This is a genomic window from Flammeovirga aprica JL-4 (genome assembly GCF_012844305.1).
In the GTDB taxonomy this organism is placed as follows: domain Bacteria; phylum Bacteroidota; class Bacteroidia; order Cytophagales; family Flammeovirgaceae; genus Flammeovirga; species Flammeovirga aprica.
The window spans coordinates 1-6693 of the sequence record NZ_JABANE010000201.1; the positions used below are offsets into that span (position 1 = coordinate 1).

At 33.1% G+C, this 6693-nt stretch carries 3 protein-coding genes; 1 reads left to right on the plus strand and 2 read right to left on the minus strand.

What is annotated here, in order from left to right; all coding sequences use genetic code 11:
- Positions 1-484: 484 nt before the first annotated feature.
- Positions 485-2161 (minus strand): AAA family ATPase, encoded by a 1677-nt coding sequence (locus tag HHU12_RS32560; RefSeq protein ID WP_169660909.1) that lies wholly within the window; start codon positions 2159-2161, stop codon positions 485-487.
- 81 nt (positions 2162-2242) lie between these two features.
- Complete coding sequence (locus HHU12_RS32565) at positions 2243-3925, minus strand: AAA family ATPase (protein WP_169660910.1); 1683 nt, start codon at positions 3923-3925, stop codon at positions 2243-2245.
- A 478-nt stretch (positions 3926-4403) separates the two neighbouring features.
- Here HHU12_RS32565 and HHU12_RS32570 point away from each other — a divergent pair, with 478 nt between their 5' ends.
- Positions 4404-6596 (plus strand): WG repeat-containing protein, encoded by a 2193-nt coding sequence (locus tag HHU12_RS32570; protein WP_169660911.1) that lies wholly within the window; start codon positions 4404-4406, stop codon positions 6594-6596.
- Positions 6597-6693: the final 97 nt, after the last annotated feature.

Sequence of the window (6693 nt, forward strand, 5' to 3'; positions counted from 1 at the left end):
CAGAACAGTTTTTAGAATTATATAATCAAAAGGTGGCTTAACTTTTTATCCGAAAAAATGTTGCAAATCCAGAAAATATAGATACAGTTTTATTAGATATAAATAAACAATTAGAAGAAAAAGCCTTTCCTTATTTTGAAGAGTATCAAACCTTGCAAGATGTAAATGATAAGCTTTTTCCTACTTTAGAAATAGCACCAGATGGAATACCGTATTTTTCATTTCCATTTTTAAGAGATTATAATAATGAAAAAGCGTTGATAGTTCTAAAGTTATGTAAAAATCCATTCTTTGATCAATATTACAATTGGTATAAGAAATTAGTAAATGAATTAATAAAAGAACCAAAAGAAACTTGGGACATAGACTACAACGTTTTCCTAGAACTAGATCGCACTTTCCTTTCCAAGTAAATCACAAAGAAGATAAAACAGGCGGTGTTTGTAAAGCACTGCCTCAACTTTTTGCGAGGTTATATACAATGCTATTCAATCACACACCCCACTTCTTTCCCATCAAAGGCTGCACCGACAAGCATAATTTCCGTTTTATTCAACTCCTGTAAAGTTGTAATATATTTGGAATCATGAATCTGTTGCATGGCTTCTTTTGCCATTTCCTCTAAGGTTTGTTTTTGATAAGGTTTCTTAGCTTTAAACTCTAAAATCCATCCACGGGGGTCGTTAGTATCTTTAGGATAAATCAATAAATCAGCTCTTCCTAGCCCAGTTTCAGGGTTAGATTTCACTATAAATCTATTGGAAAGGTGAGCCATCAACCCTAGTACAAAAGCATGATAGACTCTTTCTGGAAATGATTTTGGGCTGACATCATGATAGCTGAAAGCATTCATTAAGTACTGAGAAAGATAATACTCAAAGGCATCTGCGTCTTGTTCTAAAAGTGCCGTCAGAATTTCACTGCTATTGACATTGGTAGCTTTGTTGAGTAAGCGTTCCAGCATTTTATCATATACAATTTTAACCTCTTCGTTTGGAATTTTTAGCCCATAAAAATACCTTCTATCTACTTGTTTGTATGAAGCTACTGTTAGATATCCATTGAAAAGCAGTAATCCAAGAACAGTTTCCTCTTTTCCTGCATCTAAATCTTTAAAAATAGTTGTTTCCTCAATTTCAGAAACCATCACTTGCCCATCGATAAGCCCTGTGAGTTTCTTTTCAAGGTCCGCATTGGCATTGGTCAATAAAACTTCAATCAGTTCATTGGCAGAAGTGTTTACCCAGTAGGGTTTAAGGCCTTGAGTCGGTTGATTAGCGTAGTTCAATATAGACCAAGGGTTATACATCTCTGATTGCTGACCAATTGTATAGCCATTGTACCATTTTTTTACATCATCAAAAGAAGTTTGAATATTAGCATCTTCTAAAAGCTTTTTCACTTCACTTTCTGTGAGTCCGAATTTATCATCGGTTGAATAATCCAAAACACTGTAAGTAACCAAATTATTTAAGCCAGAGAAAATACTTTCTTTAGCCACTCTCAGAATTCCCGTAATGACCCCTTTGTGTAATGCAGAATTATCTTTAAAACCTCCGGAAAGGAAATCCCGCATAAAATCTATCATTTCCTTTTGGTAGCCTTCAGTCCAAGATTTGATGATACAAGAGTCGTACTCATCAATTAGAATGACTACTTTTTGATTATAGATTTTTTCTAGTTTAGAGGAAACTACTTTCAAAAAATTAGATAAGTCCTCTTGATCCCAATCCTTTTTTAATAATTGGTTTAAAGCAATTTTATCAAGTTCATCTAATTTTGGATGATCAAGGATCTCTTTATTTTCAGAAAGCCATTCAAAGCATATTTGATAAATTTTCTTTAGAGAAGCTTCAAACGTGTTTTTCTTTACATCTTTGAAAGTAAGAAAGATAACAGGGTATTTCCCTTGTTGTACCCAAGTATCAGATTCCTTGATTTTTAGTCCGTCAAAAAGCTCTTCATTCTTTTCAGTAACATCAAAAAAAGCTTTGAGCATTGACATATTAATGGTTTTCCCAAAGCGTCTGGGTCTTGGGATCAATATTGACTTACCACTGCTATTGATTATCTCTTCAATAAATAGTGATTTATCGACGTAGTAGTAATTTTCTTGTATTACTTCTTTAAAATCTGAAATGCCAATTGGGAACTTTCTCATAAAGTAAAGTTATGAATAAAATATGAAACGAGACATTTCGATTGGCTGGAAAGCGTTTTTTGCCTTTAGAGTATTGTTACTCTAAAATTTCTCAATCACACATCCCACTTCCTTCCCATCAAAAGCAGCACCCACAAGCATAATTTCCGTTTTGTTTAATTCCTGTAAAGTCGTAATGTATTTGGAATCATGAATCTGTTGCATGGCTTCTTTTGCCATTTCCTCTAAAGTTTGTTTTTGATAAGGTTTCTTAGCTTTAAACTCTAAAATCCATCCACGAGGATCGTTAGTATCTTTAGGATAAATCAATAAATCAGCTCTTCCTAGCCCAGTTTCAGGGTTAGATTTCACTATAAATCTATTGGAAAGGTGAGCCATCAACCCTAGTACAAAAGCATGATAGACTCTTTCTGGAAATGATTTTGGGCTGACATCATGATAGCTGAAAGCATTCATCAAGTACTGAGAAAGATAATACTCAAAGGCATCTGCATCTTGTTCTAAAAGTGCCGTTAGAATTTCACTGCTATTGACATTGGTAGCTTTGTTGAGTAAGCGTTCCAGCATCTGAGAATAAACCATCTGCACTTCGCGATTAGGGATTTTTAAACCGTATTCAAAAAAACCGTCATCTTTCTGATTTCTATTTACAGCAGTGAGGTAGCCATTAAATAAGAGTAACCCCAAAACTGTTTTTTCATGTCCTTCATCCAAATCTTTAAAAATCGTCGTTTCTTCAATTTCAGAAACCATTACCTGACCATCTATGAGACCTGTGAGTTTCTTTTCAAGGTCCGCATTGGCATTGGTCAATAAAACTTCAATCAGTTCATTGGCTGAAGTGTTTACCCAGTAGGGTTGAGGTCCACTTTCTACATCATCAGCATAGTTGATCACAGACCAAGGATTGTAGACCTGACTCTTTCCAAAATTATAGCCATTATACCAGTATTTTACCTCTTCAAAGTTGTCTTCCTCTCCAATATCAATCAATATTTGTTTGACTTCATTTTCAGTAATACCAAATTTATCAGAAGCAAAATTATTTAATACAGAATAGACTTTGAGGTTATTTAATCCAGAGAAAATACTTTCTTTAGCCACTCTCAGAATTCCCGTAATGACTCCTTTGTGTAATGCAGCATTATCTTTAAAACCTCCAGAAAGGAAATTTCTCATAAAAGAAACCATTTCATTATGGTAACCTTCAGACCAAGCTTTGATGATACAGGAGTCGTATTCGTCAATAAGCAGAACTACTTTGTTGCCATAAACTTTCTCTAAAATGTGAGAAAAATATTTTAAGAAAAGAGATAGTTCGACTTTTGATATTTTACCGTTTAAAAACTTATCAATATAATCTTGATCGTTTTTATCAATTTTGGATTTGATAAAATTCAGATCACATGTTTTGATATATTCTTTGACTAATTCTGTTATTTTTTCAACAGATTCTTCAAAAGTCATCTCCTTTATATCCTTGAAAGTGAGAAAGATAACAGGGTGTTTCCCTTGTTGTACCCAAGTATCAGATTCCTTGATTTTTAGTCCATCAAAAAGCCATTCATTCTTTTCTGTGATATCAAAAAAAACTTTGAGCATCGACATATTAATGGTTTTCCCAAAGCGTCTGGGTCTAGGAATTAATATGGATTTACCACTGCTATTGATTATCTCTTCAATAAATAATGATTTATCGACGTAGTAGTAATTTTCTTGTATTACTTCTTTAAAATCTGAAATGCCAATTGGGAACTTTCTCATACTGTAAATTTATAAATAAATAATGAAAGGTGTAATAAGAAGAACCCGAATGAAGAATTAAGTACTGTGCCAAAAGCAATAGGATAAAATATCGTGCACCATGACTAGAAGTCATGGGCTTTTGGGAAGACATCACATTTTTCAACTTTCATTATTAACTTGGTAAGTCTCAAAGATTTATAGGTTTTTATCCATTTAATGCGGATAAGTCAAATATTTTAATCAAAATTGGATCGGTGAGTTATCTTCCCAAAAGCCCATAATTTCAATTATGGGTCTACGAAACACTCGTTTTCATTTGTCCCAGTACTTAATAACCGGCGGTAAAGAAAAAAGGTCATCAAAATCACTGTTAATATTTTCTTGTTTTATTACATTTACACCAATGAATGTATTAGATGCTTTAAATAAAAAACATAAAAACCACTAATTACTTTCAATAGCAAACTAATTTTCTAAACTAATTTATTCTTCAGCAATGAATAAAAGCAAAGCTATATTCTTATTTTTTGGGTTGTTTGCGTGTGCCATTATGATGGTTACATACTTTAATAATACCACTTTAGAAAAACATTATTTTCCCAAAAAGGAAGTCCAAGAGACAGAAGCGGATTCTGTGATCAGAATTGCCTCAACGATACCGGTAGGTAAAAAGCCAGAACATATAAAAGAGGAGGCAGGGGAAGATTTCGATCAATTATTTACGCAGCTTTTTGAAACCTTGGGAAATGCAATTGAAGCCTTTGATTTTGGTGATAAATCATCCCTGGTAAAGAGTTTTAATGACTCCAATGAGAAATTCAAATTGATTTTTGAGCACATTAAATCAGAAAACCCTGACATCACTATTATTGAAAGGAAAGGTCAGGAATTAATTATGAATGATCTCGATCAATTAACATTCAAAGGGGATTTCAAAGCTGATTTTATAGGCCTTAAAGTTGAAGGGCATCATATCGTTGAGAAAAATGGTAAATACGGTATGATCAACGGGCAAGGAGTACTTGTGATTCCATTTGAATATGAATTGATAGATGTGCCATCGGAAGGTAAAGTCAGTGCCCTAAAAGATGGAAAGTGGGGTTATTTAAACTTGAAAGGAGAGACTGTTATTCCTTTTCATTTTGATGGCGTCCATCTTTTTACAGGTGGGTATGCTTCTGTGGAGTCAAATTCTATTAAAGGAGTGATAGATAGCCTTGGAAACTGGGTGTCTGATCCTAAGCAGAATGACGATTGGAACGCGAATTATATAGCTTCAAGCAATAGATCATTTTATATTGGTTCGGAGGGATATTCAAGTGCTTCATTTAGAACAAGAGCTTGTTTTCTATGGTGTTTGGAGAATACAGTGAGTAAAGAATATTATACCGCTTTATATGATGAGAATTTTGCGTCTTGGTCTCATTATAATGGAAAAAGAAAACCTTATACATCACTGAGAGGGTATTATATACTTTATAACAAAATCGTAATAGATTTGAAAGGAAGGATCGTCAATATTCTAGAAAAGGATCTTTTGCTTGAAGAAAATTTAGACAATTATGGTATTGCATCAGATTACAACGAAACCTATCTTATTACTCCACAGGGTAAGACAACTGTATTGAAAGGAGCATTCAATAAAAAAAGAGATCATTATTTAGTAATGCAAAAGAATGGTCAATATTTCCTCTATGATACACAGGCTAAAAAAGTGCTTCAAAAGTCAAAAGGTTTAGAATATTTTTACGATGGCTGTTTCTGGGTGAAAAATGAAGATGAAACGTACTCTTGCTATACTTATGATGAGGAAAAAGTAATGGATGTTGACCATATAGAGTTCACTGATTTTACTTATGATGTTTATACCAAGAATAGTTTGAAGGGACTGATGACAAAAGAGTTTTACACAGCACCTTCTTTCACAGATATAAAACAGGAAGTGGGGCATGTATTCCTAAAGATAAACAGGGACTGGGCTGTTTACGGCACAAACCTGGAGAGTTATACAGGATTTAATTATAAAATGGTGGAACACTTCAACAATACAACTTTCAAACTTTACAAAAATTTAAGGCAATATCATATTTTGAAAGACAGTATTCTTTATGATAATAAGTGGTTCCGTGATAGAGAAGAAATTTCGGGTAATGCCGTGAAAACGGGGGATAAAAAACTATATAAATCATGCTCATCTGAAGTAGGTTATTATGGTCAAGCAATAAGCTATACTTATGGCTATTTAGATGAAGACGGTGGATTAGCTATTCCGTTTCAGTTTAAAGAAGCAGAAAATTTCATAAATGGTACCGCCATCGTAAAAGCTAGTTTAAATGAGCATTCAGAAGAGCTGTTTGGTGTGATTAATACTAAAGGCGATTATATTTTACTGCCTTCTTATGAAAAAATTTATCGTATAGGTGAAAATTATTTTTTAATCAGAGAAGAAGGTTCGTCAGAGCATGATTATACATTGTTTGATGATAATGGAAAAACTTTAGAGACATTTGAGAACTATACGGATTACTATCCAGGAAATACGATAAATGATATGTTCTTCCTTGATAAGGACGATAATACTATTGTTTTTTACGATTGCAAAACCAAAACATCAAAAACTCTTTCAAGAGAGGTATTGAAGAAAGAACACATCAATTTTAAATTCTTAACTGAGCTTTCGCTCTTTTAAAATTTTGATTTTTCATTATTTGATTTAAAGTCGATCTTTATTCTATGAAAAGATTTGATGCATTTGAACTATATAGAGATTATTTATTAGCCGAAGA

Coding starts and splice junctions, on each gene's coding strand:
- HHU12_RS32560 (WP_169660909.1), bottom strand. CDS start 2,161: ATGAGAAAGTTCCCAATTGGCATTTCAGATTTTAAAGAAGTAATACAA.
- HHU12_RS32565 (WP_169660910.1), bottom strand. CDS start 3,925: ATGAGAAAGTTCCCAATTGGCATTTCAGATTTTAAAGAAGTAATACAA.
- HHU12_RS32570 (WP_169660911.1), top strand. CDS start 4,404: ATGAATAAAAGCAAAGCTATATTCTTATTTTTTGGGTTGTTTGCGTGT.